Source organism: Streptomyces sp. NPDC003032 (genome assembly GCF_053591415.1).
Genome location: NZ_JBSFTT010000049.1, coordinates 17,369 through 41,050, shown reverse-complemented (window position 1 = coordinate 41,050; position 23,682 = coordinate 17,369). Strand labels below are relative to the sequence as shown.

The following is a 23,682-nucleotide window of genomic DNA, read 5'->3' as shown; positions in this document are numbered from 1 at the left end:
GGTGGGGCGGGTGGGACTCGAACCCACGGCCGACGGATTATGAGTCTGCGGGAGTCCCGTAAGGTTTCGTTGCGTTAAGTTGCCTCGCGTTGTGCCGGATCGGCTAATGACCAGGTCAACGGGATTTCAGTTCCACTCAAGTTGCCCAGTCGTCGTGTCCAGTTGTGTCCCGTAGGGCACTGGTGCATGTCCTTCGGGCCAGCAAGGGGCCAGCAAAAAGAGCCCCCGACCCGCAGGTCAGAAGCCCTTTCAGCACCAGGTCCAGAATACCGCTCACGCCTCCGTCTGGGCAGCCTCATCGAGCGGCTTCCGCGCCCGCGGCACCAGAGCCGCCGCCTTCTCTGCGATCTCCAGGTCGACCTCCTTGAGGAGCGACGTATACGTATCGCTTGCCAGCTTGATCGTGGAGTGGCGCAGCGTCTCCTTGATGGCGTGAAGGTCGCCGCCGCCCGCATGGATGAGCGTCGCCGCACAGTGCCGCAGATCCCGGAGGTTGACCGGAGGGAGATCTGCCTGCCGGCAGATCCGACGGAACTCGTCCGACACCTTCTCGGGGTGCAGCCAGTTCCCGTCGACGTCGACGAACACCTTGCCCGTGTCCGTCCAGTCCGCGACGTCCTTGTCCTTCGCGCGCTCCTCGGCGGCGTGCACGTTCCATGCCTTGCGTTCCACCGCCTGCCGGATCCGGTGCGCCCGCAGAACGGCCACGTTCACCGTGTCCAGGCCGATCGTGGCCGCCGACCCGTCCGTCTTGGGGTCATCCTCGAACGGCGTCCAGCCGTCAACGATGATCTCCTTGGCGATGGTGATGGCCTGGTTGTCGAGGTCGACGTTCACCCAGTCCTGCCCGACGCCCTCCCCGCGGCGCAGGCCCCGGAATGCGATCAGGTGGAAGAACGCGTACAGCCTCGACGACTCGGCCGCATCGAGGAAGGCGCCGATCTGCGGGGGCGTCCACACCATGACAGCCGACGGCTTCTCGCCCGTCCGGCGCCAGTACTCGACGTGCTGGTCAGACCACAGCACCGCCTTGGGCCGCTTCCCGGAGGCGAGTTCGACATGGGCGGCCGGGTTGAAGGTGATGAGCTGCCGCTTGATCGCCGCGTTCAGCGCGGTGCGCAGCGTGGCGCGGATCCGCTGCTTGGTCGCCGGGCCCGTGATGTTGCGGTAGGGCGGCATCGCGGCGAGCTTCTCGCGCTCAACCGCCAGTCGCGCCGACTCTGCGGCCGGCGGCCGGGAGCTCTTCCCCCACTTGCACCGCGCCTCCTGCTCTCGGCGGGCCTGGTTCTCTGCGGCAATGACCTCGTTGGTCGCGTCAATGCCGTCGAAGAACTCCTGCACATGGCCGACGTTGAAGCGATCTATCCGGTAGTGCCCGACGCCCGGCTTGAGGTGGACGCGGATGTGGGAGCGGTAGCCGTTCGTGGTAGTCGTCTTCGTCTTCTTCGACTCGATCCAGGTATCCAGCCACTCCCCCACGGTCATCGCACCGTCCAGCGGCACGCCGACCCCGAGACGCCGAGAGACTTCGGCCGTCGCCGGGATCGGAGCGCGTCGCTTCATGACGTCGGCGAGCATGTCGCCGACGCGGCGCTGTTCTTCAAGGTCGTCGCCTGGCAGATCGAGGATCGCTTGGAGCCGGGAGAGGTCGGCCTGGGCGTCCGTGACAGTGGCGTAGCCGGTCCTGCGGAATGGCCGGCGCTTGCCGTCGGCGTCGAGTGGGAGTTCTTGGCGCAACGCGATCGCGCCATGACTTTTCTTCTTAAGCTGCGGGCACTTGGTGCCCAGCAGTTTGCCGTCCGCGTCGCGGCACTCACAGCGCTTCTTGATGCCTCCGGCCCGACGCGACGACGGCATGAGCTACTCCTTGATCTGCTTCCCTGTGTCACCAGCGGCGAGCAGGCCCACTGCTGCGACTACGTCCTGGGACATGAGCCGGGTTCTCACTACGAGGGCTAACTCGCCGCGGCCCTCAGGTGGCGTCATCGTCGTCCCCTCCGCCATGGTCGTGCCCTCCGTCCTCGCCGGGATTCCAGAGACCGGTACCGATGAGGTGTTCCAGCACCTTGTTGAGCTCTACCAGGAGCTCTTCCGACATGTGCCCGGGACGTACCACCATGATCAGGCCCTGATCGGTCTGGACCGGCAGGAGGACCTCTCCGTCCGGGAGGGCGTCACTGAACTCCCACCACGCTTTCGCGGGCCGACGCGTCATATCTCCCCCACTCCTCGCTCAGATGTTCGAACAAGTACGTGCACGCCCGCTCCGCAAAGATCCACGGAGCAGACGTTCATGCTCGCATCATCCGTCACTGAGCACTACTAGCGGTACAGCTTTGTTACGGAGCGTAATCCTTTGGGGCGACATCTCCCGCTGGCATATTCATTCGCCGTCAGCGGGCACGATCGTGTCGAGGAACGCTTGCAGCTGCTCCCGCTGCCGGGGAGTCATCTTCTCCGTCTTCCTGACGAACGCCCTCGCCTCACCTGACTGGCTGTAGACCGGGTCCACTCCGTGGAACTGCTGCCCGGCGGCGTCCTGCAAAATCTCAAGGTCGCATCCGCCGGCAGCCGCCAGCGCCCGGAGCTCCGGCAGCTGGGGCGGCTTGACCGGCTCGCCCGACTCCAGCCTGTGGATCCATCCGTACTTCAAGGCGACGCCCGTCACGGGGTCAACGGCCTTCTCTGCGAATCGGACGAGGGATAGCCCGGTCTGCCGACGCAGCTCTTTGACTAGGTCGCGGAACTGGGTGCGCTGTTCGTCAGCGGGGGGCGTGTCCTGTGCGGCCATGGGGGTCATCCTGCCACTCCTGGGACTGGGTCGACTGGTGGGCGTTCAGTGACTGGGCGCGACCAGCGAACCGGGGGGTGCTGGTCAGGCAACCCTAATTATTTAACTAGCTGAACGGATTGTTCAGTACACACCCCGTGTGCGCCAGGTCGCACGGGCGCTTTTCGCCAGCCTTTTACGCGCCCCTCGTTCAGAAAGCTGGACAGGTCGTTCAGGTAGTGCAATGCTCATCGCATTCAGATCGCTAAATGAACCATTTCGCGAGGTGAACGTGAGCACATCTACGCCCATGTACCGGCTGGTGAGCGGCGCCCTGCTGCGCACCCTCATGCAGCGCACGGGCACCGGAAACCGCGTCACGGTGCGCGAGCTGGCCGCCGCTGCCGACGTCTCCGTTGGCACCGTCGGCTCGCTGCTCACCGGGGAACAGCAGAGGCTCCCCGAGGACAAGGCCAAGCGCATCGTCTCCGTAATCGGCGTCGACCTGCTGGTCCTCTTCATCCCCTGCGAGCGCGCGGGCCGCCATGCCGCTCTGAACGCCGGGCGACTGGCGGTGGCCGTATGACGACACGGACGCGGGCCTTCACCCCCGCCGAGGTCCTTGCGCTCCCCGCGATGCCGTCGGCGAAGCAGGCCTTCGCTGCGATGAACGTGTCGCAGGAGCTGGGCTACGCGCTCATCCGGGGCGGCGACTTCCCCCTGGAAGTGCTCCGCCTGGGCCACGCGATCCGCGTGCGCCGCAGCGACCTCCTCGACTTCCTCGGCATCCGCGAGGACGAGGCGGCCCCCGCCGCTTGACCCGCCCCTGGACGCGCCAGAGGGCCGCTCCGCTTGCAGGCCCGAGCGACCCCCGACCGGCGCCTCCACACACCAAAGAAAGCAGAGGTCACCGTGACCAACGAGAGTACCGATCCCCGCGGCGAGTTCATCGCCGGACTCCGAGCCTTCGCCGACTTCCTGGAGACCACGCCGAGCGCGCCGTGCCGCAGCCACGAGCGGCTCGTGTACCCGCTGATGGCGAACGCCGCAGTCGAGGCATTCGCCGCCGCGCACGGCCTGGTCACCGAGTACAACGAGCAGGGCGACGCGCACACCGACCTGCGGTTCGGCCCCATCACGTACCACGTGTACGGCTACGTCGACTTCGACGCCCACTACGCCCGCAGGCAGGAGGAGCAGGCCCGCACTTGGGCCGCCTCCCACGGCCTGGCGCTCTTCCCCGCCGAGGGTGGTGCCGCGTGAACGCCCGTGCTATCAACGCGGCCGCCGGGGTCATCCTCGCCGCCATCCAGCAGGGCCGCGTCCCTGCCGGCATCGCCACCGCACTCGACTCCGCCGGACTCCTCATGAGCCCCGACACCGCCGCCGAACTGCGGTGGCTGCGGGCGCAGGTCGACGATCTGACCGCCGAGCACGCGACCACCCGCCCCGCCGACGAGGACCCGATCGCCTACGCGCTCACCTCCAAGGCCGTCGAGTCGGCCAACGGGCCGACCGGCCGTACCGCGCAGCTGCTCGACGCGATCCGTGCCCATCGCGGCGAATGGACCACCGGCCGCGTCCAGGAGCTGTACCGCAGCCCCGGCTTCGACGCCCCGCAGCGCGGCACCGCCCGCCGGGACCTGCACACGCTCCACGCGATGGGCCACCTCGTCGAGCACGACATGAAGGGCCGCCGCTTCTACACCCTCAACAGCCGGAAGGGCGGCCGCTCATGAACGCCGAGCAGCATGCCCGGGAGGCCGTACGCCTCGTCACCATGGCTCACCACTTCACCTACGGCGACGGCGGCAACGCGGTGGCCGGTGCGGCCCTGGCCGCTGAGGCGCAGGTGTACGCGACGCTCGCCCTCGCCGCCGCGCAGGACACGGCCGTGTCCGCCGTGCAGCTGGAGACGGAACCTGCCGCCGCCTACGTCTACCGGGCCGCGTGGGGAATGGCACCGCTCGGCACGTACACCAACGCGGAAGCCGCGCGGATGCACTGCGAGGCCAACGCGATCAACCACAACCCGCAGTACGAGACGGGCCACGTCTTCGACTGGCTCGGGGATGAGTCCGAGCCGGACGACCCCTACGAGCTGGTCGTCGGCAAGAACGGCGCCGAGGACATCACGGAGTACACGGTCACCCGCATCACGGTCGCCTCCGAGTACGACGAGGAGGCCGACGAATGACGACGACCGCGCGCGCTGGGGCCACGGCCCCGGCCGCCGGGCCCCGCCCCGGCACCTGGGCGAACGACGCGCTGTGCGCCCAGGTCGACCCCGACCTCTGGCACCCCACCGTCGGCCGCCCCGTCCACACGGCCAAGCGCATCTGCGCTGCCTGCCCCGTCCGCACCGCCTGCCTCGACCACGCGCTCAACGACCCCAGCCTCACCGGCATCTGGGGCGGCCTCACCCGCCGCGAGCGCGGCCAACTCCGGCAGGAGACCGCCGCGTAGCCCCCGATCCGGCCGGGCCCGCCTCCACCCCCGAGCGGGCCCGGCCACCCCACCACCCGAAAGGCACACCGTGGCGAAGACCACCGGCAGCAGCCCAGACGGCGAAGTGATGGCCGCCCGCATCGCCGACCTCATCGTGCACGCCGCCGCCAACTCGCCCCGCTCCCTGCAGAAGCGCATCGGCCCGTCCGAGGTCGGCGACCCGTGCGAACGGCGCCTGGCCTACAAGCTCCTCGACTGGCCGGTCGCCCGCGACGAGGGCGACCCCATCGCCTCCGTCATCGGGACCGGCTTCCACACGTGGATGGAGGAGTCGTTCACGACGCGGCAGGCCCAACTCCCCGACGGACGGCCGCGATACAAGGTCGAGGAACGCGTCACCGTCCGGCCCCACGCGGTCGACGCCCTGGTCATCGCCGGGTCCTCCGACCTGTACGACCGGGCTACCGGCACCGTCTGGGACTGGAAGCTCGTCGGCCACACCACGCTGGATGAGTACCGGCGCAAGGGCCCCGGTCCGCAGTACCGCACCCAGGCCCACCTGTACGGGCTCGGCCAGGAGAACGCGGGCGAGACCCCGCAGCGCGTCGCGATCTGCTTCGTCGGCCGCTACCACGAGCTGCGCGTCCACGTGTGGACCGAGCCGTACGACCGGCAGGTCGCCCTCGATGCGCTCGCCCGCCTCGACTCCATCCGCGCCCGCCTCGACAGCCCCGAGGCCGCCGCGTCCAACTACGCCCACACCTGGTGGGCCCAAATCCCCACGAGCACGGCCGCGAAGTGCCGCTTCTGCCCGTGGTCCAAGCCCGGCTCCACCGACTTCACCGCCGGATGCCCGGGCACCGCACAGCCTGCCGACCAGCGGCACGGCTTCGAATCCCTCATCGCATAGGAGCACCCAGCAATGAGCACTCCCCAGCAGCCCGTGCCTTCCGCCGACGACTTCCTCATGGGCGGCAGCGTCCCCAGCGCGAAGTTCCCGACCCTCGGCGCCATCCTCACCGGCCAGATCACCAGCCCGCCCACCGTGGAGCAGCAGCGCGACTACACCACCGGCGACCTGAAGTTCTGGGAGGACGGCAAGCCGCAGATGCAGATGGTCGTCACCCTCGCCACCACCGAGCGTGACCCGGCCGTAGCCGACGACGACGGCACCCGCCGCCTGTACGTCAAGGGGCAGATGAAGAACGCCGTCGCGCAGGCCGTCCGCGCCTCAGGCGCCCGCGGCCTGGAGGTCGGCGGCCAGCTCACCGTGAAGTACGTGCGCGACGGCGAGAAGAAGAACCCGCGGTTCAACGCCCCGAAGGAGTACGCCGCGCAATACGTCCCGGCGGCGGCCGCGCACCTTGGGACCGGCGAGCAGGTCAACACGGCCACCGGCGAGATCACCACGCCGCCGCCCGGCCTCACCCCGCAGCAGTACGCGGCCGCGCAGCAGAACCCGGCCACCGCCGCACTCGCCCAGCAGGCCGCCGCGCCCGCGCCACAGCCCGGCCCGCCGAGTTCTGACGTGCCCTTCTGAGTCCACCCACCGCGCAGCGCCGTCCGCCGCCGCGACGACTCCCGCGGCGGCGGGAGGACCACCGCCACACCCGCACCCCCACCTCCCACCGAGGAGCACGCACGTTGAGCACGCCGCAGCACGACACACACGCCGCAGCGCTCGCCTGGCACAAGGCGGGTGCAAGCGTCGTGCGCGCGGCCGCCAACGGCACCAAGGCACCGCTCGGCCAGTGGAAGGCGGCGCAGGCCGAGCGCGCCGACGAATCGGTCCTCCACGCGTGGTTCGCCAGCGGGCACCCCGGCCTCGGCATCATCCTCGGCGCCGTCAGCGGCGGCCTGGAAATGCTGGAGTTCGAAGGCCGCGCCATCGAGGAGAAGGTCCACGAAGCCTTCGGAGAGATCGTCGAAGCGTCCGGGCTCGGCGACATCTGGGACGCCATCAAGCGCGGTTACTGCGAGCGCACCCCGTCCGGCGGCTACCACCTCATCTACCGCGTCACCGACGGCCCCGTCCTCGCCAACACCAGGCTGGCCCGCCGCCCGTCCACCGACGCCGAGCTGGCGGCCACGCCCGGCGCCCGCCACCAGGTCCTCATCGAGACCCGCGGCGAAGGCGGATTCGTCGTCACCGCCCCCAGCCACGGCCCCGTCCACGAGACCGGCCACCCCTGGGAGCTCCTCGCCGGCGGACCCGACACCATCGCCACCATCACCGCCGACGAACGCGACGCCCTGTTCACCATCGCCCGCATGCTCGACCAGACACCGCAGGCCGAGGAGCCCCCGGCTCCCGCGGCCCCGACCGACGAGGCGGCCGCGTTCCTCTTCGGCAGCGCACCCGCCGAGGGTGGCCTGTCCCCGCTCGACGACTTCGAGCAGCGCACCCAATGGGCCGACATCCTCAAGCCCCACGGCTGGCAGCTGCTCATCACCCACGGCCACACCTCCTACTGGCGGCGCCCCGGCAAGACGGTCGGCGTATCCGCCACCACCGGCCACGCCACCGACCGCGACCGCCTCTACGTCTTCACCACCAGCACAGAGTTCGACGCCGAACGCCCCTACACCAAGCCCGGCGCCTACGCGCTCCTCGAACACGGCGGCGACCACAGTGCCGCCGCCAAGGAGTTGCGCCGCCGCGGCTACGGCCAACGCCCCGAGCCCACCCGGCACCTCGCCGTCGTCCCCGCCCCGGCGGTCCCCATCGACGGCACCGCCGCACTCCAGATCAACGAGCCGCCCGCTCACGCCCGCGGTATCAACTGGCCCGAGACTTTCACTGACGACGGCAATGCCCTGCTGCTCGCCGACACCTACCAGGGTGATATCCGGTACGTTCCGCAGCGCGGCGCCTGGCTCACCTGGGACGGCCACCGCTGGGCCTGGGACGAGGCTGGCCGAACCATCGAGTTCGCCCGCGCCCTCGTCCGCGGCCTCGATCCGACCGTGTTCGACGAGGACCTACAGAAGGCTGCCAAGCGCCACCAGAACGGCAGCCTGAGCCGGAACAAGATCACCGCCATGGTGGGGCTCGCCCAATCCGATCAGCGCCTGTCGGTCCCCATGACCGCCCTCGACGCCGCGCCCCGCCACCTCAACACCCCCGGCGGCATCGTCTCCCTGGCCGACGGCACCACCGCGCCGCCCGACCCCGCCGCGCTCCACACCCGATCCACCAGCCTGGCCCCCGACTCGTTCATGCCGACGCCACGCTGGCGCCAGTTCCTGGACGACACGTTCGGCGGCGACCCCGAGATGCTCGCGTTCGTCCAGCGCCTCGCCGGATACTCCGCGTCTGCCGACACCGGCACCCACGTCTTCCCCTTCCTGCACGGCCCTGGCGGCAACGGCAAGTCCGTAATCATGGACGTGCTGCGGCACCTCCTCGGCGACTACGCCGCCCCCGCCCCGGCCGGATTCCTCATGGCTGGCCGACAGGAGCACTCCGAGGAACTGGCCCGGCTGCAGGGCCTGCGCCTGGTCGTCGCCTCCGAGATCAACCCTGACGCCCGGTTCGACGAGGCAAAGCTGAAAGAACTGACCGGCGGCGACACCCTCACCGCCCGGTTCATGCATCAGTCGTTCTTCGAGTTCGAGCCAACCCACCACCTGTGGCTCATGGGCAACCACCAGCCGCGAGTGAAGTCCGGCGGAGACTCGTTCTGGCGGCGCCTGCGCCTGATCCCTTTCCAGTACAAGGTCCCCGAGACCAAGGAGATCGAGGGCCTGGCCGACCTCCTCGTTGCCGAAGAGGGCCCCGGCATCCTCGCCTGGATCATCCAGGGCGCCGTCGACCACTTCGCCCGCGGCCTGCGTGAGCCGGACTCCGTGAAGACGGCCACTGCCGCCTACGCGGCCGAAGAGGACCACATCGGCCGCTTCCTTGAAGACTGCTGCGTGCGCGGCCCCATCGCCCACGTGCGCACCGAAACCGGCCGCGTCCGCGCCGCTTACGAGGCGTGGTGCCACTCCGAGGGCGAGCAGGCCATGGACGCCCGCACGTTCGGCCGGGAATTGAAGGCACGCGGCATCGCCCGCAAGCCATCGTCCGGCCGCTACTTCTACGCCGGGCTCGGCCTGCTCGCCGAGGGCGACACCGACGAGCCGAGGGCCTGGTGATCGCGATGAGTGCCGTTGCGAGTGCCGTTGCAGTGCCGTTGGAAGTGCCGTTGCGGACGGGGCGTCTTCGCAGGTCAACGGGTTCTAGTGCCGTTAGTGCCGTTGAACTCCCATATCAAGCTCACACGCGCATACGCGCGCACACGAGTCGAGGTTCTTATGCGCCTTCAACGGCACTAACGGCACTTCGATCTTCAAAACCTGGTCTGACCTGCACACACGTCAGTGCCGTCACAGCAGAAACCAACGGCACTCCAACGGCACTCGCAACGGCACTCACCTTGGAACCGCGGTGACCGCCCGCCGGCCGAGGCCGACCGCCGCCGACCACGCGCAGGCCGCCGCCGAGCACGCGCAGCTCCGTCCCTGCCCGCGCTGCGGCGCCGACATCATCACCGCCCGCACCCCCGACCGCGTCGCCGCCCTAGACGTCCGCGCCGACCCCACCCCGCTCGACCCGGTCGCCGAAATCCTCGCCCGCCTGGACGGACGCCTCACCTGGTGCCTCGACCGTGGCGAGCACACCGGGGATCGCATCCGCTGGCGCGGCACCGAGCACATCGCCGCCGGCCGCTGCACCCACACCGTCATCGCCGACCACCGCTGTCGGCCCCAACCCGTACAGGAGACCCTGCTGTGAGCCGATCGAAAGCCAAGGGCACCGCCGCCGAGACCGCCGTCGTCCGCTTCCTGCGCGAGGCCGGGTTCGTCCAGGCCGAGCGCCGCACCCTCGGCGGTATCCAGGACCGCGGCGACATCGCCGGTGTGCCCGGCGTCGTCATCGAGGTCAAGAACTGCGCCCGCGACCAACTGCCCGCCTGGGTCGGCGAAGCCGAGCTCGAGCGCGACAACGATCACGCCACCCTCGGCGTCGTCTGGCACAAGCGCCGCGGCACCACCGACCCCGGCCGCTGGTTCGTCACCATGAGCGGCGACCAGTTCGCCACCCTGCTCCGCGAGCAGCAAGCCCTGCCCGCCCCGGTCACGGAGTGCCAGACGCCGGACTGCACCGACGGCCCGTGCCACTGCGCATTCTGCGACCCGTCCGCCACGCCCAGCACCCGCCAGTGCGGGCACGACGACTACCACTCGCCGCACCCCTGGGCTGATCAGCCGGATGTCTGGTGCCCCGGCCACAGCTACGAGGGCGGTGCGGCGTGAGCGACCAGCCTGCCCGCATCCAGGGCATCCCCGCCGGCCTCACCGTCCGCGGCCACGACCACACCGCCGTCGCCGACTGGCTCTGTACCTGCGGCGCCCACGAGCGTGCCGCCGGCCGCCTCGGCGTCGAACACCTGCTGGCCCGCGTCCGCGTCGGCTACTGCCCCCACGGCGCCGAAGGGAAGGCCGCCGCATGATGCGCCGCCGCTGTCGCCGCGGGCACTTCATCCTCGCCACCGCCGAGACCGACGCCTGCCAGTGCACGCTACGCCCCCGCCGCCAGCACCACGCGTACCGCTTCGCCGCCGACCTGTGGGGCCAAGGCCTCCCCGCCCGCACGATCCGCACTGTCGCTCTCGCCGGGAGGTACCTGTGACCCCGTCCGCCCGCATCCTGCGCTGGCACTACCTCACCGCCGCCGCCTTCACCGGTCACTGCGCGGCCACCAGCGCCCGGTCAGACGACTGGTGGTACGCCATCGGCCTGTTCATCACCGGCCTGCTCCTCCTGGTCGCCCACGCCCGCGAGTTCCTCGCCGCCAACGACCGCCGCGCGGCCGCTGTGCATGCCGCCCGTGCCGTCCGCATCCGCGCCCGCCAGGACGAGGCCACCCTGGGCTGGGACGAGCTGTCGGCGACCTGCTGCCTGCGCGGCTGGGAGACCAGAGGCGCCGACCACGACGAAACCACCTGCGCGAGGAAGGAGCGGGCCGCATGAAGGGGAAGCGGTACACCGCCGACAGCATCACCGACGACGCCCTGGACGCGCTGTACCGCCGAGTCGAGACCCTCGAACACGTCGCCGCGGGCAACAAGCGGCACGTGCAGCTCGTCGTGCCCGACCTGCAGCGCGCCGAGGCCGCCATCGAGCGCGTACGAACCCTGCACCGGCCCATGGATCGCGCAGGATTCGTCATCTGCGCTCACTGCTCCGGATGGAACGGCGTCCGCTGTCTCGGGCTCCTTCGCGACTACCCCTGCGACACCGTGGCGGCCCTCGACGAGCCCAAGGAGCAGAGCGCACTGTGACCTGCGAACTGTGCGGCGACGCGGCCAGCAGCTACCTGTGCGGCAGGCACCGGCAGCAGCTGGCCGCGCGCCTGAACGAGCTGCCCACGCTGTACGCGGAGGTCGGCGAGTGCCTGGTGCCTCGCCGGTCCGGCTGGGGCGAGATCGTCGCCACCCGGGGAGCGGCCGGACCGCGCTCCCCAATCGACGAGGACGTCCTCGACGCGGTCAACTGGGGCCGCGCGGCCGAGGTGGTGCACCTGTGGCGCGTGGACGTGCAGCGTGAGCGGTGGCCCCACCACGGGCCGCCGCCCGCGGCCGAGCTGGGCGCGGACTGCCGTTGGCTGGCGATGGAGCTGGAATGGATCGTCGACCACTATCCGGCCGTCGGTGACCTGGCGCGCGAGATCAGCGACCTGGAGAGTGCCGCACGGTCGATCGTCGGCGACCCGGCACCCCGGCGGCAGCGTCTCGGCACGTGCGTGGCGATGACCGAGTCCGGCGTGTGCGGCGCCGTGATCAGTCGCCTGCCCGGTGAGACCCGGCTCGCCTGCCGGTGGTGCGGCTGCGTGTACGAGGGCGGGCAGGGGCTCCTGACTCTCGCGCATTTCCAGCCCAAGGAAGCGGCGTGACGAGTATCGTACGGGGGGTTGCATATAACCCCCCGTGCGATACTCTCGGAGAGGTGGAAACGCCCTCATGGAGGGACCGGATCCGTGCGGAAGACGAGCTGCTGACACAGCTCGAAACCAAGGCGGAGAAGGCCCGAAAGCGAAGAGCCCAGGCACTGAAGGACGGGACTGAGGAACTCGGAAGCGTCTACGCCGTGGCGAAGGACCGAAAGCTCAGCTGGACTGCCGTCGCGAACGCGATCAAGAAGTACACAACCAAATAGGACGAGGGCCGGACAGCAGCTCTCGCCGGTGCTGACACACCGGCGAGGCGATCGCACCGCCCGACCCTCTACCGAACATCCTGACCTAACCAGGAGTCGGCATGACCGATCATTCCACGCGCCCACCCGCGCGCGAACACCCCTACCCGGACGACCTCGCCGCCGCCATGCGAGCCGACGCCGCCGAGCTGCTCGGCGTCGTCGCCGACAAACTGGCCGCCCACCGGCCCAACGACCGGATGCTCGAAGAGACGCGGCTCGCGCTCGCCTGCACGTACGCCACCCGCTGCCGCGGCTTCTCCGAGCCCGCCGAGCAGCTGGAACGCATGCTGCAGGCACGCATGCCCCGCGTGGAGCGGGACATCACCCGCGGCGAGTACGCCCTCATCCTGTGTCAGACCCTCGATGATGAGGATGGCAAGAAGCGGGGGCGGCGATGAACCGCACCCTCAACGCGTGGCAGTACGCCGTCCTGGGCGTCGCCACCGTCCTCATGCTGGCCGTGGGCGGGTTCGGAGGATGGGGCACCTACAGCAACGTGCAGGCCCAGTTCCACCGCGGCGCGACCGCGGCCGGTGTCGTCGCCGCCGGCGAGGGCCTCGCCCTCGTCCTGGCGCTGACGATGCTGTGCCTGACGATGCTCGACCAGCCGTCCCCCACCGTGGTCCGTATCGGCCTGTGGCTCGCCCCCCTCGGCGCCTGCGCGACCGGTGTTGCGATCGCCGAGAGCACGGGCGAGGCCATCGTGTACGGGCTGACACCGATGGCGATGAGCGGCGCCGCCGAAGGCCTCGGCCTGATCGCCCGCCGCGTCAACATTTACCGCACCGGTGTGGACGCCGAGCAGATGCGCCGCAACGCCGACGCCGTCCAGCAGATCGCCTACAAGCAAGCTGTCGCCCAGCACCACCCCGACGAGAAGACGCGCGACGAAGCGCTCCGCGAGAGCTGGACGCTGGCCAAGAAGGTGGGCCGCGGCGACGCGCAGCTCGGCGCCGAGCTCGTCGACGTGCAGCGCATCCGCATCCGCAACGGCGCCGACACCGCCCTCAGCAGCATGTACGGGCGCCAGAGTGAGAAGCCGTCACTCGGCCGCGACCGGTCGGCGCAGGCCGTCCTGCGGCGCAAGTTCGCCGCGATGGACCCGGTGGATGCGGTGCTCATCGCACATGATGCGCAACCGGATATGCCGCCCAACGACCTCTCCCAGCTGCTCCTCACCTACGGGCTCGCCGTCGACCCCATCCAGGTCGCGCTGATCCTCGGCCAGCGGCCACCCGAGTACGAAGTGCATCGACCTGATGCGGCTGCGCATCAGCAGGTCAGTGCCCTGGAACCGGTGAACCTGCAGGGCGCCGTCATCGAGGCCGCATCCATCCTCGGCCCCGATGCCAAGGCCAAGCAGATCGCCGAACACTTGGAACGCAACCGGCGGCTCCTGGTTGACGAGCCGTACATCCGCGCCGCCCTCTCCAGGGCCGCGAAGAAGCCGCAGCCGGAACCCCCGGCCACGCCGATGGAGGGCGGATACGCATGATGCGCTTCCTGTTCGGGGCGCTCCTCGCGCTCCTCGTCGCCTTCCCCACGCTCCTGTCCGTCGTGGCCGTCCTCGTCGCGCAGCCCGCCGTGCTCGCCTTCGCGGCCGGCGTCATCCTCTGGCCGCGCATCAGCCGCCGCATCAAGGGGTGGGCGGCATGAACGAGCTCACCCCGCTGGGCAAGGCAGAGGCCGCAGTCACCGAGGCGCAGACCGACACCGTGGCCGTGCAACTGGCGCTCGCCGCGGTCGAGCTGGCCAAGACCGCTCAGCAGCAGACGCAGCACCAAGGCTGCCAGCACACGCCGCAGCAGCAGTTCGACGCCAAGAAGTGGCTGACGATCGGCGGCCTCGCCTGTGTCGGCGGGTGCGTGGCCTGCGCCCTCGCCCTGGCATTCGCCGTCGCCATGACTGCCGTCGCAATCGGCGCGACCTGCGCCACCGGCTGCTTCCTGATGCTGCGCTCCATCTGGCGCGACGCCCAGAAGGGCCGCTGACCTGCCCTTCCGTCCCCCACCTTGATCACTTTGTGGGCGCCCGTAAAGCGATCAAGCGGGGGTGCGGTGGGGCCGGACAGCCCGGCCCACACACCCGAGAGGAGCCCGTCATGGGCCTCATCGACAAAATTCTCGGCTCGCCGGAGCAGCGCGAGCACAACGCCGAGTTCAACAACAAGGACACGGACCCCAACAGCGACGAGTACCTGGCATCCCACGACCGGGTCGTCGCCGCCGAGAAAGCCGAGAAGCAGGAGCGACGCTGATGGCCCCCAAGCCGACACCCCCGGGCGAGTGCCCGCAGTGCTGACAGCACGCCTACGACAAAAGCATCCACCGCCGCCTGGGGCCGCGCGAGGACTGCCCGCAGTGCGTGGACCACATGGTCAACGGCTGCCCCGGCTTCAACCGCAAATGACCACCCTCCACCAGGAAAGGACCCCCATGGACGCCAAGAACATCCGCGAAGACGCCCTGTACCGGGCCTGCCGGTACGCCGGCAAAGCCGCTCGCCTCGCCGAGCACGCCGAGGACAAGAACCATTACGCCTCCTCCGAGCGGCACCAGGTGCCCGGCATCACAGCGGTCGGCACCCTGTACGCCGACATCGCCCGCACCTACGCCGCCATCGCCCAGGCCACCCCCGCCGACACCGGTGAGGAGAACTGACGTGGCCCACAAGCCCAGCGCCTACGAACTCGCCCGCATCTACGGCATCAGCACCGTCGCCGCCCTGCGCGGCGGCCAGTACACCGCCAAACAGCTGCGGGCCCTGAAGAAGCTCGAAGAGCGCACCGCCAAGCGCGAGAACAACAAGTAGCTACGCCACGGGGCGGCCGTCACCGGCCTAGGAACCGCCGGCCGCCCCGTGCCCCCAGCCGCAACGAGCATGCAGACCAGGAGATCACCAGCATGGCCGACAACGTCGTACAGCTCCACAAGGACCCGCCCCCCGACTTCCCGGACCCCGCGTCAACGCTTACCGAGACCATCATCGACGTCGTCGCCAACGCCGAGCCCCGCCCCGTCGACACCCCCGACACCACCCCGGCAGCAGGCGACTGGATCGCCGAGAAGCAGGCCTACCTCGCCGAGGCCCCGCCCATCTTCCCCACCTTCCTGCGCACCGCCGCCCAGTTCATCGACGCCACCCGCTGGACCGCCTCCTACTACGGGCACGTCCTTGCCTTCCACGCCCTGCGCACGCCCGTCTACTTCACCAGGCTCCTCCTGCGCGCACCGCGCGGCACCGGCCGCCTCATCACCCGCTGGGGCAAGTGGGTCGCCGACACCGAAGCCCGCCCGGTCGAGGCCAAGGCCGCAGCCAGCGCCAACATTGAAGCCTGGCTCGCCCTGTCCCGCGAGCACTCCCGCCGCGTCCGGCCCCGGCGTATTGCCTCCATCGCCATCGCGACCGCCACCGGCATCACCACCCTCATCAGCAGCTTCCTCGTACCCGGCTGGACCCTCACCGCCTGCATCACCGCGGCCGCCCTCGCAGGCCTGGCGGGCAAGAAGAACGACAAGCCCCTCATCACCCGCTACGTCGCCACCAACGTGCTGCGCAAGCTCGACTCCACCGAGGTGTTCGACGCCCTCGCCGCCATCGGCATCGAAGGCAAGAAGGGCCGCAAGGGCGTCGAATTCGCCTCCGAGGTGATGCGGGACGGCCCCGGCTGGCGCGCCGAAGTCGACCTGCCCCCCGGCATCGAGGCCACCGCCGTCCTGGAGAAGCGGGCCGCCCTCGCCGCCGCGATGCGCCGCCCCATCTCCACCGTGTGGCCCGAAGCCGACCGCACCGCCCACCCCGGCCGCCTCGTCCTGTGGGTCGCCCAGCGCGACCCCGCCAAGGCCGGCCGCAAGCTGTGGCCCCTCATGAAGTCCGGCCAGGCCGACGTGTACGAGCCGCTGCCCTACGGCTTCGACCCCCGCGGCAACCTCATCGAGATCACCCTCATGTACTCCAACCTGCTCGTCGGCGGCATCCCCGGCTCCGGCAAGACGTCCTGCGCGCTGGCCATCGTCCTGGGTGTCGCCCTCGACCCCACCGCCGAACTGTGGATCTACGAACTCAAGGGCTCCGGAGACCTCGACTCCGTCAAGCCGATCTGTCACCGCTACGTCTCCGGCGACGAGGACGAGGACCTGGAGGCCGCTCTCGCCGGAATGCGCTCGGGGATCGCCGAGTACCAGCGGCGCGCCAAATTCATCAAGTCCCTGCCCGCCAGCGAGGTCCCCGAAGGCCGCAAGGTCACCCGGGCACTCGCCGAGAAGTACCCCGGCCAGGACCTCGGCCCCCGCGTCATCGTCATCGACGAGGTACAGGAACTCTTCACCCACGCCGAGTACAAGGACGAGGCGGCCACCCTCGCCACCCGCCTCATCAAGAAGGGCCGCGCCTACGGCATCATCCTCATCCTGCTCACCCAGAACCCGGACGCGCCGTCCCTGCCCTCGTCGGTGTCCTCGTCGGTCGGCACCCGCCTGTGCCTGGCCGTCATGGACTGGCGGGCCAACAACAACGTGCTGGGCACCGGCGCCTACGACCGCGGCCTGCGCGCCACCGACATCAGCATCGACGAGCAGGGCACCGGCATCCTCGCCCGCGGCCGCGAAGGCATCACCGTGCGGGCGGCGTTCATCAAGCAGACCGAAGCCGAAGACATCGGCAAGCGCGCCCTCGCCCTGCGCACCGCCGCCGGCACCCTCACCGGGCAGGCCATCGGTGCCCAGGTCATCGAGGTCGACGTCGAAACGGTCGTCGACCACGTGCGCGCCATCTGGCCCGACGGCATTGAAGCCGTGCACTCTCACCGCCTGGTCGAGGCCCTCGCCCGCCTCCGGCCCGACCTGTACAAGCCGTGGACGGACATGGACGCCGCCGCAGCCTCCACGGCGCTCAGCACGGCCCTGAAGCCGTTCAAGGTGGCCACCAAGCAGCTCACCATCCGCGAGTGCTGCGGCGGTGCCAAGGGGCTCCGCTGGGCCGATCTTCCGGGCGTCGAGGACGGCGAGTAGGGCCCTCAAGCCGGTTTCGGATCAAGGCCCTGGTTTCACCTTGATCCGAAACCGGTTTCACCCCCGATACCGACACTGAGCTGCACAGTTTCGGGTTTCAGGCCCTCCCTCCAGAAGCTCATAACCGTCCGCAATCGCTCCTATGGCGACAACTGCCAGCCGACACCAACAAGATCGGAGAACGCCCTATGTGGTCCACCCTGATCGCCGTCCTCGGCACCCTGTCCGCCTCCGTCATCGCCACCCTTCTCCAGAACCGCGTCACCCGCACCGCCGCCCGGCGCCAGGACGCCGCCGAGCACCGCCTTGCCGTCCTGGACGCGCTGCGTGAACTTGCCACCGCGCTCGACGCCCACCGTCGCGCCATGTGGGTACGGGAAGACGCCCGGCTCACCGGAGCCACCCAGGAGGAGTACGCCGCGCTCCGGGCCGAAAGCCACTCCACCCGAGCAGCCATCAGTGCGCCCCTCGTCGCCGTGGAGGTCCTCGTCCCCACGGCCCGGGAACTGGCGCGGGCAGCAGCAGAGGCCACCTACGCGCTTCGCGCCGCCCCGGACCGGCAGACCCTGATCGCCCGACGGGCCCACGCCCTCACCGCCGCTGAAGCCCTCGTGGAAGCCATCCGGCTCAACTGACCGAACCACACACCGAACCCCGCACCCCTGCGAGAGGATGCCCGAATGGCCACGACCGCCCGAACCGCCGTCCTGCTCGTCGACAGGTACACCACAACGTGCAGCAAGTGCCGCCACGGCGCCTTCACCCAAGCCACCCACCACGACCGAATCGCGTCCGGATGGAGCACCCCCGACCCGCGCGACCGGCCGTGCGGCGCCCGCTTCGTCGCCATCTCCACCACCCGCCTGGAATACAAGACAGAGGACCTGCACCGCCTACGCCCCGACCTCCCCGCCTACGAGGCTGGCAAGGCGCCACGAGACCTCACCACCTGACCAGGTCGCGGCATCATGGGGGCATGGAGTCGCAAATCATCCGGCCCGGCCACCTCACCGCCCACCAGGTCGCCCGCCTGCTCGGCATCAGCCTCGGAGGCGTCCGCAAGCTCGTCCAGCGCGGGCAGCTCGCCCGCGCTGGCGGGACCGTGGGCCAGCCCTGGTACACCGTCGAAGCCGTGACCGCGCTCGCCGCTGAACGCTCCGCAGCCCAAGCTGCTTGACCGCAGGTCAGCGACCTGTCACGCTTTCCGCGTACAACTGTGCCCACACACGGCACCACAGACGCATGACGAAGTCCCGACCATCCAATCGGTCGGGACTTCGTTGCGTCACGGCCTCATCACTTTGCCTTCACCGCTTTCCCGTACGACGCATGCTGCCCCTTGACGCAAACACCCAGGGGGGACCATGCACTCACGCCTGCTCGCCACGGCAGCCTGCCTGTTACTCACCGCCGGGTGCGGGGCAACGGCCAACGATGAGCGCCCCCGCCGCCCCGACTACAGCGTCACGCAAAAGGCATCGAGCGCTTCCATCGCCAGCGCGGATCTGATCACCCCGGGCGCAAACGCCAATCAGGCCCGAGCCGCAATCCGTGACTTCGCCCGCGACATCGACGGCCCCGACCTGTACTTCATCAAGGTCATGCACAGCAAGACCGCCAAGCGGTACGTCTGCCGAGCCCGCTGGTACAAGGACGCCGCCGCCTACCGCACCCACAGCGACCGCCAGGCTCAGCCCGACAGTTGGCCTCACCTGGCGATCAACTGCTTCTGACGGGAGGCGGCATGGCTGGGCGCGCAGAGCTCACCAGCTACGAGTACCGGCAGGTGCGTGCCCGCGTCCTCGCCGAATCCGACGTGTGCATCCTCTGCGGCCACAGCGCCGCCGATGCCGTCGACCACATCCACCCCGTATCCAAGGGCGGGGCCAAGGTCGACCCCGACAACCTCGCCCCCATCCACGGCGTGAACGGTTGCCCCGTCTGCCTGCGCAAGTGCAACAACGAGAAGGGTGCCCGCCCACTCGCAGAGGTACAGCAACTGACCACCTCAGTGGACTGGTTCGCAGGCCCCTGACCTGGGACAACCCAAAGATTCTTTAGAAACGGACATATCGCAACCCCGCGCCCAGCTTTTATTTTTCTCTCCCCGGGCCGTTGAGCCGCGAGTGATCTTGCCGAAGGGGGGCGACATGGGGCCCGTCGAGGAAGCCGTGCGCAGCGATGTCGAGCAGCTCGGCGACTTGGTCGGTGTCGAGCCGTCCCTGTCCGAGCTGGCGTACACGCTGGCCGGCCGGATCGACGCTGCGGCCACCGGTGAGTGTGAGACGTGCGGGGAGCCGGTTGCCCAGGACGACAAGCTGCTTCCGCAGTTGACCCGCGAGCTCCGTCAGACGCTCGCCCAGCTGTTGGAGGGGCGGGCCGCTGACGATGACGACGACCTCGGAGACCTGGGCTCCCCCGACTGAGTTCGCCGAGGATCTGTACGAGCGGTACGGGCTGACGTGCCCGCCGCGCTGGGGGACGCCGCGGCATCCGGACCGGCCGTCGCTGGGGCCGAAGCTGTGGAAGGTGATGGCCAAGCTCGGCGCTCCGCCGATGCCGTGGCAGAAGTACGTGTCGGACGTCGCCCTGGAGATCGACCCGGCGACGGGCCTGTTCGCGCACCGCGAGGTCGGCCTGTCCGTCTCCCGGCAGCAGGGCAAGACCGAGCTGTGCCTGGGCGCGCAGGTGCACCGCTCGCTGGCCTGGCAGCGGCAGAACATCGTCTACGCCGCCCAGACGCGGGGCATGGCGAGGCAGCGGTGGGAAGACGAGTTCTGGGAGAAGATCTCCGGATCGGATCTGGCGAAGCGGGCGCGGATCCGCAAGAGCAACGGCAACGAGGCGATCCTGTGGCCCTCGACCCGCTCGCGCATGGGCATCACGGCGAACACGGAGAAGGCCGGCCACGGCCCGCCGCTGGATCTGGGGTTCATCGACGAGGCGTTCGCCCATGAGGACGACCGGCTGGAGCAGGCGTTCAGCCCGGCCATGCTGACCCGGGCCAAGGCTCAGCTGTGGTGGGCCTCGGCGGGGGGCACCACCAAGTCGGTGTGGCTGAACAAGAAGCGGAAGATGGGGCGCGCGCTGATCGAGGCGTTGTTCGCCGCCCTGGCCGCGGACGCTGCGGCGGTCCGGCCGCGCGCGGCGTACTTCGAGTGGTATGCCCCGGAGGACATGGACCGCGCGGACCCTGCGACGTGGCGGGCCACGCTGCCCGCTCTGGGCCATACGGTGACCGAGGCCATCATCGCGGCCGAGCTGGAGAAGATGGACCCGGCGGAGTTCGACCGGGCGTATCTGAACCGCACGCGGAAGCCGACGCCGCCGACCGACCCGAACGTGCCGAAGAAGCAGTGGCCCGGCTTGGTCGACGCGAAGAGCAGGCCGGGCCGGGATGTGGCGTTCGCCATCGACGTGTCACAGGACCGGACGCAGGCGTCCATCGCGGCGGCCTCGCTGCGGGCGGACGGCAAGGTCCACATGGAGGTCGTGGCACGGCGCCCCGGCACGGACTGGGTGGTGCCCGCCATGGTCAAGCTCCACAAGCTGTGGGACCCCGTGGTCGTCGCGGTCGCCTCATCGGGCGCCCCGGCCGGTTCGCTCATCGACGATCTGGTGGCCGCGGGCATCGACGTGCCCAAGGACAAGGAACACCCGCAGCGCGGCGACCTGATCGTCATGCGGAACGGGGACGTGGTCGAGGCGTGCGGGCAGATGGCCGACGCGATGAACCAGGGCACTGCCCGGCACATCGATCAAGTCCCGCTGACCGCCGCGGTGAACGGCGCCCGCACGCGCCGCAACGGCGATGCGTGGACGCTGGACCGCACCAACTCGCTGACCGAGATCAGCCCGCTGTGTGCGGCCACCTTCGCCCGCTGGGCTCTGCTCATCCGGGGCCCGCATGTCATCGACGACTACGACCCACTCGATTCGATCTACTGAAGGAGGGGGCGTAGTGCGCGAGCGGATGACGACCGCGCTCGACACCGCAGGCCTGCTGCTCGTGGCGGCCGGCGCGGGCGCGGGCGTGTACAGGTGGCTGGGGTGGGCTGCGCTCGCCGTCAGCGGCGCCGTGGTGCTGGCCGGGTCCTGGCTGGCTGCGAGCACCGGCAGGAAGGGCAGGACGTGAGCCTTTTCCGGCGCCGCGATCACGCGGGACAGAGCGCCGAGCAGATGGTCCCGGCCCGGCCCGGCACGGGCGGCGGTATCGCGGTCGTCACGAATGAGACAGCGCTGCGGCACAGCGCCGTATGGGCCTGTCTGCGGCTGCGCGCCAATCTCATCTCGACCATGCCCGTGGACCTGTACCGCAGGGTCGAGGGCATCCAGGTCGAGGTGCCCAAGCCCGCCGTGCTCCTCACCCCTGGCGGGGATGAGGTCGAGATGCCCGAGTGGCTGTACAGCTCTCAGTTCGACCTCGACCGGGCCGGGAACACCGTGGGGCTCATCACCGCGCGCGACGGCCTCGGCCTTCCCGCCCGTATCGAGCTGGCGCCGATCGGCGACGTCACCGTGCAGATGCGCAAGGGCAAGAGGAAGTACCGGATCGCGGGCACCCTCTACGAGCCGCATGAGGTCTGGCACGAGAAGCAGTACACCGTGGCCGGGCTGCCGGTCGGCTTGTCCCCGGTGGCGTATGCGGCGTGGTCCATCAGCGAGTTCCTGTCCATTCAGCAGTTCGCCCTCGACTGGTTCTCCAATGGTGCTGTCCCTTCTGCTCACTTGAAGAACACCGCGAAGACGATCAGTCCGGACGTCGCCGAGGCGACGAAGCAGCGGTTCAAGGCCGCTGTCGCCAACCGGGATTTGTTCGTCACCGGGATGGACTGGGACTACGACATGATCCAGGCCGAGCAGGCGGGCGCCGACTGGATCGCGGCGAAGCAGTTCGGTATCGGGGACATCGCCCGGTTCTTCGACTGCCCCTCCGACCTGATCGACGCGGCAGTGTCTGGCAGTTCGGTGACCTACGCCAACATGACCCAGCGCAACCTGCAGTTCCTGGTCATGTCCCTGGGCCCGGCCGTCAAGCGCCGCGAGGATGCGCTGAGCCGCCTCTCGCCCCGGCCGCGGTTCGTGAAGCTGAACACGGACGCGCTGCTGCGGATGGACCCGCAGACCCGGGCCGCCGTGATGAAGACGCAGATCGATGCCCGCACCCTGGCGCCGTCCGAGGCCCGCGCGCTCGATGACCGGCCGCCGTTCACCGAAGCCCAGCTCGCCGAGTTCGACCGGCTTTTCGGCAAGGGCACCCAGCCGACGCCCACCACCGCGACCCCGCAAGCAGGAGGAGCACCCTCATGACCGACTTGGCGATCCTGCGGCAGCAGGCTGCCCAGGCCCGCGCCGGCGCGGCGGGCTCCACTGCGATGGCCCTTCCCCGCGACCGGCCCGAGACACCGGAGATCCGGTTCACCTCGCAGCTGCGCGCGAAAAAGATCACGCGCGACGACATGGACTGGTACGAAGTCGAGGGCTACGCCTCGGCGTTCGAGCAGGGCTACGAGATGTGGGACATGTTCGGGCCCTACACCGAGATCGTCTCAGCGGGGGCAGCTGACGAGACGCTGGCCGCCGACCCCGAGGTGGTGTTCCGCTTCAACCACGCGGGCACGCCCATGGCGAGCACCCGCAACGGGCGGCTGGAGCTGTGGGCAGATGGCTCCGGTCTGGGCCAGCGCGCCTTTCTCAACCCCAAGCGGGCCGATGTACAGCTGCTCGTGCAGGCCATCGAGGACGCCGACGTGCGCGAGCAGTCGTTCATGTTCCGCATCACCTCAGGTCAGTGGTCCCCGGACTACACGGAGTACCGCATCCAGCGGTTCGACCTGGAGCGCGGCGACGTCGGCCCCGTCACCTACGGCGCCAATCCGCACACCTCCATCGCGGCGCGCTCCGGCGAGTTCCTCGACCTGATCCCCAACCTGCCCGCGCTGCTCGCCCGCGAGGCGTACAGCCGTCTTGCACAGCGCTCCGACCTGGCCGCCCCGCACAACCTGGCGCCGCAGATGCCGGCGCCCGCACGCGCGGTGGCCCCGGCCGCCCCGGGGCGGTCTATCTCCATGCTCCGCACGAAGCTTCTCGTCGAAGCCGACGAGGACTGAGTAACCCCAGACACAGCGCGCTCTCCGGCAGATGCCCGGAGGCGAGCCCTGTGCCGCCCGGCAGATGTCCCGGGTGGGCCGTGGTCGAGCTGTCTGCACC

The 23,682-nt window shown here is 69.8% G+C and carries 38 protein-coding genes and 1 pseudogene; 36 read left to right on the top strand and 3 right to left on the bottom strand.

Annotated elements, in window-relative coordinates:
- Positions 1-273: 273 nt before the first annotated feature.
- From ACWDZ7_RS37995 to ACWDZ7_RS37985, 3 genes are all read right to left on the bottom strand, one after another.
- Positions 274-1,857, bottom strand: a complete 1,584-nt coding sequence (locus ACWDZ7_RS37995; RefSeq protein ID WP_451803323.1) for a site-specific integrase — start codon at positions 1,855-1,857, stop codon at positions 274-276.
- A gap of 115 nt (positions 1,858-1,972) precedes the next feature.
- Positions 1,973-2,215 (bottom strand): hypothetical protein, encoded by a 243-nt coding sequence (locus ACWDZ7_RS37990; protein ID WP_451803322.1) that lies wholly within the window; start codon positions 2,213-2,215, stop codon positions 1,973-1,975.
- Positions 2,216-2,383: 168 nt separating this feature from the next.
- Positions 2,384-2,791: a helix-turn-helix domain-containing protein gene (locus ACWDZ7_RS37985; RefSeq protein ID WP_451803321.1), complete on the bottom strand. Its 408-nt coding sequence runs from the start codon at positions 2,789-2,791 to the stop codon at positions 2,384-2,386.
- A gap of 271 nt (positions 2,792-3,062) precedes the next feature.
- On the opposite strand from ACWDZ7_RS37985, the gene ACWDZ7_RS37980 reads away from it, so the two are divergent.
- The 36 genes and pseudogenes from ACWDZ7_RS37980 (at position 3,063) to ACWDZ7_RS37805 (ending at position 23,582) form a co-directional block, all read left to right on the top strand.
- Positions 3,063-3,356: a helix-turn-helix domain-containing protein gene (locus tag ACWDZ7_RS37980; RefSeq protein WP_451803320.1), complete on the top strand. Its 294-nt coding sequence runs from the start codon at positions 3,063-3,065 to the stop codon at positions 3,354-3,356.
- The gene (locus tag ACWDZ7_RS37975; protein ID WP_451803319.1) at positions 3,353-3,589 is read left to right on the top strand and encodes an integrase; all 237 of its coding nucleotides are present in this window, start codon (positions 3,353-3,355) and stop codon (positions 3,587-3,589) included. Before ACWDZ7_RS37980 ends, ACWDZ7_RS37975 begins: the two co-directional genes overlap by 4 nt.
- Before the next feature lie 93 nt (positions 3,590-3,682).
- On the top strand, positions 3,683-4,033 hold the full coding sequence (locus ACWDZ7_RS37970; protein WP_451803318.1) for a hypothetical protein: 351 nt from the start codon (positions 3,683-3,685) through the stop codon (positions 4,031-4,033).
- On the top strand, positions 4,030-4,509 hold the full coding sequence (locus tag ACWDZ7_RS37965) for a hypothetical protein (protein ID WP_451803317.1): 480 nt from the start codon (positions 4,030-4,032) through the stop codon (positions 4,507-4,509). The genes ACWDZ7_RS37970 and ACWDZ7_RS37965 overlap by 4 nt, the downstream gene beginning before the upstream one ends.
- The gene (locus tag ACWDZ7_RS37960; protein WP_451803316.1) at positions 4,506-4,967 is read left to right on the top strand and encodes a hypothetical protein; all 462 of its coding nucleotides are present in this window, start codon (positions 4,506-4,508) and stop codon (positions 4,965-4,967) included. The genes ACWDZ7_RS37965 and ACWDZ7_RS37960 overlap by 4 nt, the downstream gene beginning before the upstream one ends.
- Entirely contained in the window at positions 4,964-5,236 is a 273-nt protein-coding gene (locus ACWDZ7_RS37955) for a WhiB family transcriptional regulator (RefSeq protein ID WP_451803315.1), read from the top strand. Before ACWDZ7_RS37960 ends, ACWDZ7_RS37955 begins: the two co-directional genes overlap by 4 nt.
- Positions 5,237-5,306: 70 nt before the next feature.
- Positions 5,307-6,128 (top strand): hypothetical protein, encoded by an 822-nt coding sequence (locus ACWDZ7_RS37950; RefSeq protein ID WP_451803314.1) that lies wholly within the window; start codon positions 5,307-5,309, stop codon positions 6,126-6,128.
- A 12-nt stretch (positions 6,129-6,140) separates the two neighbouring features.
- Complete coding sequence (locus ACWDZ7_RS37945) at positions 6,141-6,758, top strand: hypothetical protein (protein WP_451803313.1); 618 nt, start codon at positions 6,141-6,143, stop codon at positions 6,756-6,758.
- Positions 6,759-6,862: 104 nt separating this feature from the next.
- On the top strand, positions 6,863-9,358 hold the full coding sequence (locus tag ACWDZ7_RS37940; protein WP_451803312.1) for a phage/plasmid primase, P4 family: 2,496 nt from the start codon (positions 6,863-6,865) through the stop codon (positions 9,356-9,358).
- Between the two features lie 292 nt (positions 9,359-9,650).
- Complete coding sequence (locus ACWDZ7_RS37935) at positions 9,651-9,998, top strand: hypothetical protein (protein ID WP_451803311.1); 348 nt, start codon at positions 9,651-9,653, stop codon at positions 9,996-9,998.
- Positions 9,995-10,519, top strand: a complete 525-nt coding sequence (locus tag ACWDZ7_RS37930) for a hypothetical protein (protein WP_451803310.1) — start codon at positions 9,995-9,997, stop codon at positions 10,517-10,519. The genes ACWDZ7_RS37935 and ACWDZ7_RS37930 overlap by 4 nt, the downstream gene beginning before the upstream one ends.
- Complete coding sequence (locus ACWDZ7_RS37925) at positions 10,516-10,716, top strand: hypothetical protein (RefSeq protein WP_451803309.1); 201 nt, start codon at positions 10,516-10,518, stop codon at positions 10,714-10,716. Before ACWDZ7_RS37930 ends, ACWDZ7_RS37925 begins: the two co-directional genes overlap by 4 nt.
- Complete coding sequence (locus ACWDZ7_RS37920) at positions 10,713-10,895, top strand: hypothetical protein (RefSeq protein WP_451803308.1); 183 nt, start codon at positions 10,713-10,715, stop codon at positions 10,893-10,895. The genes ACWDZ7_RS37925 and ACWDZ7_RS37920 overlap by 4 nt, the downstream gene beginning before the upstream one ends.
- Entirely contained in the window at positions 10,892-11,236 is a 345-nt protein-coding gene (locus ACWDZ7_RS37915; RefSeq protein WP_451803307.1) for a hypothetical protein, read from the top strand. Before ACWDZ7_RS37920 ends, ACWDZ7_RS37915 begins: the two co-directional genes overlap by 4 nt.
- Positions 11,233-11,547, top strand: a complete 315-nt coding sequence (locus ACWDZ7_RS37910; protein WP_451803306.1) for a hypothetical protein — start codon at positions 11,233-11,235, stop codon at positions 11,545-11,547. Before ACWDZ7_RS37915 ends, ACWDZ7_RS37910 begins: the two co-directional genes overlap by 4 nt.
- Complete coding sequence (locus tag ACWDZ7_RS37905) at positions 11,544-12,158, top strand: hypothetical protein (RefSeq protein WP_451803305.1); 615 nt, start codon at positions 11,544-11,546, stop codon at positions 12,156-12,158. The genes ACWDZ7_RS37910 and ACWDZ7_RS37905 overlap by 4 nt, the downstream gene beginning before the upstream one ends.
- A complete protein-coding gene (locus ACWDZ7_RS37900) occupies positions 12,155-12,421 on the top strand; it encodes a hypothetical protein (protein ID WP_451803304.1) in 267 nt (88 codons plus the stop codon). Before ACWDZ7_RS37905 ends, ACWDZ7_RS37900 begins: the two co-directional genes overlap by 4 nt.
- 101 nt (positions 12,422-12,522) lie before the next feature.
- A complete protein-coding gene (locus ACWDZ7_RS37895) occupies positions 12,523-12,861 on the top strand; it encodes a hypothetical protein (protein WP_451803303.1) in 339 nt (112 codons plus the stop codon).
- Positions 12,858-13,958, top strand: coding sequence for a conjugal transfer protein (locus ACWDZ7_RS37890; protein ID WP_451803302.1), 1,101 nt, complete (start codon positions 12,858-12,860; stop codon positions 13,956-13,958). Before ACWDZ7_RS37895 ends, ACWDZ7_RS37890 begins: the two co-directional genes overlap by 4 nt.
- A complete protein-coding gene (locus tag ACWDZ7_RS37885) occupies positions 13,955-14,119 on the top strand; it encodes a hypothetical protein (RefSeq protein WP_451803301.1) in 165 nt (54 codons plus the stop codon). Before ACWDZ7_RS37890 ends, ACWDZ7_RS37885 begins: the two co-directional genes overlap by 4 nt.
- A complete protein-coding gene (locus ACWDZ7_RS37880; RefSeq protein WP_451803300.1) occupies positions 14,116-14,454 on the top strand; it encodes a hypothetical protein in 339 nt (112 codons plus the stop codon). The genes ACWDZ7_RS37885 and ACWDZ7_RS37880 overlap by 4 nt, the downstream gene beginning before the upstream one ends.
- A 110-nt stretch (positions 14,455-14,564) precedes the next feature.
- Positions 14,565-14,720 carry a hypothetical protein gene (locus tag ACWDZ7_RS37875; protein ID WP_451803299.1) on the top strand — a complete coding sequence of 52 codons (156 nt, stop codon included), beginning with the start codon at positions 14,565-14,567 and terminating at the stop codon, positions 14,718-14,720.
- A pseudogene (locus tag ACWDZ7_RS37870) lies at positions 14,720-14,872 on the top strand (pRL2-8). Before ACWDZ7_RS37875 ends, ACWDZ7_RS37870 begins: the two are co-directional and overlap by 1 nt.
- A gap of 26 nt (positions 14,873-14,898) precedes the next feature.
- Complete coding sequence (locus ACWDZ7_RS37865; protein ID WP_451803298.1) at positions 14,899-15,123, top strand: hypothetical protein; 225 nt, start codon at positions 14,899-14,901, stop codon at positions 15,121-15,123.
- Between the two features lies 1 nt (position 15,124).
- Positions 15,125-15,274 carry a hypothetical protein gene (locus tag ACWDZ7_RS37860; protein WP_451803297.1) on the top strand — a complete coding sequence of 50 codons (150 nt, stop codon included), beginning with the start codon at positions 15,125-15,127 and terminating at the stop codon, positions 15,272-15,274.
- A 92-nt stretch (positions 15,275-15,366) separates the two neighbouring features.
- A complete protein-coding gene (locus tag ACWDZ7_RS37855; protein WP_451803296.1) occupies positions 15,367-17,472 on the top strand; it encodes an FtsK/SpoIIIE domain-containing protein in 2,106 nt (701 codons plus the stop codon).
- Positions 17,473-17,660: 188 nt separating this feature from the next.
- Positions 17,661-18,107, top strand: coding sequence for a protein kilB (locus ACWDZ7_RS37850; protein WP_451803295.1), 447 nt, complete (start codon positions 17,661-17,663; stop codon positions 18,105-18,107).
- A gap of 45 nt (positions 18,108-18,152) precedes the next feature.
- A complete protein-coding gene (locus ACWDZ7_RS37845; protein WP_451803294.1) occupies positions 18,153-18,425 on the top strand; it encodes a hypothetical protein in 273 nt (90 codons plus the stop codon).
- A gap of 23 nt (positions 18,426-18,448) precedes the next feature.
- Positions 18,449-18,649, top strand: coding sequence for a helix-turn-helix domain-containing protein (locus ACWDZ7_RS37840; RefSeq protein WP_451803293.1), 201 nt, complete (start codon positions 18,449-18,451; stop codon positions 18,647-18,649).
- A gap of 187 nt (positions 18,650-18,836) precedes the next feature.
- Complete coding sequence (locus ACWDZ7_RS37835; protein ID WP_451803292.1) at positions 18,837-19,205, top strand: hypothetical protein; 369 nt, start codon at positions 18,837-18,839, stop codon at positions 19,203-19,205.
- A gap of 11 nt (positions 19,206-19,216) precedes the next feature.
- Positions 19,217-19,507, top strand: coding sequence for an HNH endonuclease (locus tag ACWDZ7_RS37830; RefSeq protein WP_451803291.1), 291 nt, complete (start codon positions 19,217-19,219; stop codon positions 19,505-19,507).
- Between the two features lie 115 nt (positions 19,508-19,622).
- The gene (locus ACWDZ7_RS37825; RefSeq protein ID WP_451803290.1) at positions 19,623-19,898 is read left to right on the top strand and encodes a hypothetical protein; all 276 of its coding nucleotides are present in this window, start codon (positions 19,623-19,625) and stop codon (positions 19,896-19,898) included.
- A complete protein-coding gene (locus tag ACWDZ7_RS37820) occupies positions 19,861-21,420 on the top strand; it encodes a terminase large subunit domain-containing protein (RefSeq protein ID WP_451803289.1) in 1,560 nt (519 codons plus the stop codon). Before ACWDZ7_RS37825 ends, ACWDZ7_RS37820 begins: the two co-directional genes overlap by 38 nt.
- Before the next feature lie 13 nt (positions 21,421-21,433).
- The gene (locus ACWDZ7_RS37815; protein WP_451803288.1) at positions 21,434-21,607 is read left to right on the top strand and encodes a hypothetical protein; all 174 of its coding nucleotides are present in this window, start codon (positions 21,434-21,436) and stop codon (positions 21,605-21,607) included.
- Positions 21,604-22,782, top strand: a complete 1,179-nt coding sequence (locus ACWDZ7_RS37810) for a phage portal protein (protein ID WP_451803287.1) — start codon at positions 21,604-21,606, stop codon at positions 22,780-22,782. Before ACWDZ7_RS37815 ends, ACWDZ7_RS37810 begins: the two co-directional genes overlap by 4 nt.
- Complete coding sequence (locus ACWDZ7_RS37805; RefSeq protein ID WP_451803286.1) at positions 22,779-23,582, top strand: HK97 family phage prohead protease; 804 nt, start codon at positions 22,779-22,781, stop codon at positions 23,580-23,582. Before ACWDZ7_RS37810 ends, ACWDZ7_RS37805 begins: the two co-directional genes overlap by 4 nt.
- The last annotated feature ends 100 nt before the right edge of the window (positions 23,583-23,682 follow it).

Excerpts from the sequence above, each read along its gene's own strand:
- ACWDZ7_RS37995 (WP_451803323.1), bottom strand. The coding sequence starts at position 1,857 with ATGCCGTCGTCGCGTCGGGCCGGAGGCATCAAGAAGCGCTGTGAGTGC.
- ACWDZ7_RS37990 (WP_451803322.1), bottom strand. The coding sequence starts at position 2,215 with ATGACGCGTCGGCCCGCGAAAGCGTGGTGGGAGTTCAGTGACGCCCTC.
- ACWDZ7_RS37985 (WP_451803321.1), bottom strand. The coding sequence starts at position 2,791 with ATGGCCGCACAGGACACGCCCCCCGCTGACGAACAGCGCACCCAGTTC.
- ACWDZ7_RS37975 (WP_451803319.1), top strand. The coding sequence starts at position 3,353 with ATGACGACACGGACGCGGGCCTTCACCCCCGCCGAGGTCCTTGCGCTC.
- ACWDZ7_RS37960 (WP_451803316.1), top strand. The coding sequence starts at position 4,506 with ATGAACGCCGAGCAGCATGCCCGGGAGGCCGTACGCCTCGTCACCATG.
- ACWDZ7_RS37955 (WP_451803315.1), top strand. The coding sequence starts at position 4,964 with ATGACGACGACCGCGCGCGCTGGGGCCACGGCCCCGGCCGCCGGGCCC.
- ACWDZ7_RS37945 (WP_451803313.1), top strand. The coding sequence starts at position 6,141 with ATGAGCACTCCCCAGCAGCCCGTGCCTTCCGCCGACGACTTCCTCATG.
- ACWDZ7_RS37920 (WP_451803308.1), top strand. The coding sequence starts at position 10,713 with ATGATGCGCCGCCGCTGTCGCCGCGGGCACTTCATCCTCGCCACCGCC.
- ACWDZ7_RS37910 (WP_451803306.1), top strand. The coding sequence starts at position 11,233 with ATGAAGGGGAAGCGGTACACCGCCGACAGCATCACCGACGACGCCCTG.
- ACWDZ7_RS37895 (WP_451803303.1), top strand. The coding sequence starts at position 12,523 with ATGACCGATCATTCCACGCGCCCACCCGCGCGCGAACACCCCTACCCG.
- ACWDZ7_RS37890 (WP_451803302.1), top strand. The coding sequence starts at position 12,858 with ATGAACCGCACCCTCAACGCGTGGCAGTACGCCGTCCTGGGCGTCGCC.
- ACWDZ7_RS37885 (WP_451803301.1), top strand. The coding sequence starts at position 13,955 with ATGATGCGCTTCCTGTTCGGGGCGCTCCTCGCGCTCCTCGTCGCCTTC.
- ACWDZ7_RS37880 (WP_451803300.1), top strand. The coding sequence starts at position 14,116 with ATGAACGAGCTCACCCCGCTGGGCAAGGCAGAGGCCGCAGTCACCGAG.
- ACWDZ7_RS37875 (WP_451803299.1), top strand. The coding sequence starts at position 14,565 with ATGGGCCTCATCGACAAAATTCTCGGCTCGCCGGAGCAGCGCGAGCAC.
- ACWDZ7_RS37865 (WP_451803298.1), top strand. The coding sequence starts at position 14,899 with ATGGACGCCAAGAACATCCGCGAAGACGCCCTGTACCGGGCCTGCCGG.
- ACWDZ7_RS37855 (WP_451803296.1), top strand. The coding sequence starts at position 15,367 with ATGGCCGACAACGTCGTACAGCTCCACAAGGACCCGCCCCCCGACTTC.
- ACWDZ7_RS37850 (WP_451803295.1), top strand. The coding sequence starts at position 17,661 with ATGTGGTCCACCCTGATCGCCGTCCTCGGCACCCTGTCCGCCTCCGTC.
- ACWDZ7_RS37845 (WP_451803294.1), top strand. The coding sequence starts at position 18,153 with ATGGCCACGACCGCCCGAACCGCCGTCCTGCTCGTCGACAGGTACACC.
- ACWDZ7_RS37840 (WP_451803293.1), top strand. The coding sequence starts at position 18,449 with ATGGAGTCGCAAATCATCCGGCCCGGCCACCTCACCGCCCACCAGGTC.
- ACWDZ7_RS37835 (WP_451803292.1), top strand. The coding sequence starts at position 18,837 with ATGCACTCACGCCTGCTCGCCACGGCAGCCTGCCTGTTACTCACCGCC.
- ACWDZ7_RS37830 (WP_451803291.1), top strand. The coding sequence starts at position 19,217 with ATGGCTGGGCGCGCAGAGCTCACCAGCTACGAGTACCGGCAGGTGCGT.
- ACWDZ7_RS37825 (WP_451803290.1), top strand. The coding sequence starts at position 19,623 with ATGGGGCCCGTCGAGGAAGCCGTGCGCAGCGATGTCGAGCAGCTCGGC.
- ACWDZ7_RS37820 (WP_451803289.1), top strand. The coding sequence starts at position 19,861 with ATGACGACGACCTCGGAGACCTGGGCTCCCCCGACTGAGTTCGCCGAG.
- ACWDZ7_RS37805 (WP_451803286.1), top strand. The coding sequence starts at position 22,779 with ATGACCGACTTGGCGATCCTGCGGCAGCAGGCTGCCCAGGCCCGCGCC.